This window comes from Corynebacterium kozikiae (assembly GCF_024580965.1).
GTDB classification, from domain to species: domain Bacteria; phylum Actinomycetota; class Actinomycetes; order Mycobacteriales; family Mycobacteriaceae; genus Corynebacterium; species Corynebacterium kozikiae.
This window is the reverse complement of sequence record NZ_JANIKJ010000044.1, coordinates 1-1,323: the sequence shown is the minus strand read 5'-3', so window position 1 is coordinate 1,323 and position 1,323 is coordinate 1. Positions and strand designations below refer to the sequence as shown.

General features: G+C 54.8%; 1 protein-coding gene. It reads left to right on the top strand.

The window, feature by feature from the left end; translation table 11 throughout:
- Positions 1-60: 60 nt before the first annotated feature.
- Positions 61-1,277, top strand: a protein-coding gene (locus tag NQ018_RS11235) for an IS3 family transposase (RefSeq protein ID WP_257061016.1) whose coding sequence is annotated in 2 segments (ribosomal slippage) — positions 61-322 and positions 322-1,277 — 1,218 coding nt in all. Because the reading frame shifts where the segments join, the coding sequence is not laid out codon by codon here.
- The last annotated feature ends 46 nt before the right edge of the window (positions 1,278-1,323 follow it).

Genomic DNA, 1,323 nt, shown 5'->3' with positions numbered 1-1,323 from the left:
TGAGGTTACCCTCGTTTAGTGGACACCCTATTTGTACGGATCTTGTGTCCGTAGGAGAGGATGTTCATTGTGAGTCAACAGCGCAAGAAGTACACGCCGGAGTACCGGCGTGAGGCCGCGAACCTGGTAATCGAGTCGCAGCGCCCGATCGCTCATGTGGCTAAGGAGATCGGTGTTTCCGCCGGGCTTTTAGGCCGGTGGGTCAAACTCGAGCGTGAACGCCGAGGAGCATCAGATGGGATGAGTGAGTCTGATCTTCGTGCTGAGAATGCTCGTCTGCGCCGTGAGCTGGCGGAGGCCAAGATGGATAATGAGTTTTTGTCAAAAGCGACAGCCTTCTTCGCCGCAAAGCAACGCGAGCAGAAAAGTTCGAATTAATGCAGCGAGAGAAGGCGAACTACAGCATCAAGCGCATGGCACGACTATTAAAAGTATCTCGGTCTGGATATTACAAATGGGCCCATGCGCAGCAGAAACGGCTATCTGGCGAAGATGATCGTGTTGCATTTTACGATGGCGTTGACCGTAAGATTCATCAGATTTGGAAAGACTCCGATGAGGTTTATGGTGCTCCGCGGATCACCGCAGAACTTACCGAGCGCTACCAGATCACCTTGAATCGCAAGACTGTGGCTAAGCGGATGCGCATTTTGGGCATTGAAGGGATTTCACCGCGTGCCTTTGTCCCAGTGACTACAATCCAAGCCAAGCGTAAGTCAACTCTTCCCGACCTGGTCAAGCGCATGTTTGATACTGGTCAGCTCAACCGAGTATGGATGTCAGATATTACCTACCTGCGCACCGGTGAAGGCTGGTTGTACTTGTGCGCGGTCCGCGATGGTCATTCCCGCAGGGTACTGGGCTGGGCTATGGATAGTGTTCAAGATACATACCTGGTCGAACGGGCCCTGCGGATGGCGCATACGCTGCGCGGTGACGTTCCTGATGGACTGGTGTTTCACGCTGACCGCGGAACGCAATTCACCAGTGAGAAGCTCTGGAAGGTCTGCCGCAGCCTGGGCATTGCCCAATCTGTGGGGCGTACGGGCGTGTGCTTCGATAACGCGATGTCCGAGTCGTTCTGGTCGACGTTAAAGACCGAATTCTATGACCGTAAGCGCTGGGCGACCCGTGATGCTGCGCGTAAGGCTGTTGCCTACTGGATTGAAGTCGTCTACAACCGCCGGCGTCGGCACTCTGCACTCGGGATGGTCAGCCCCGTCGACTTCGAGAACCACGCCGGTGCAATCAACAGCAGCAAAGAAATAGCTGCCTAACCACTAGGTAGCTCCACTACGTGTCCACGATTTGCGGGCAACCCCA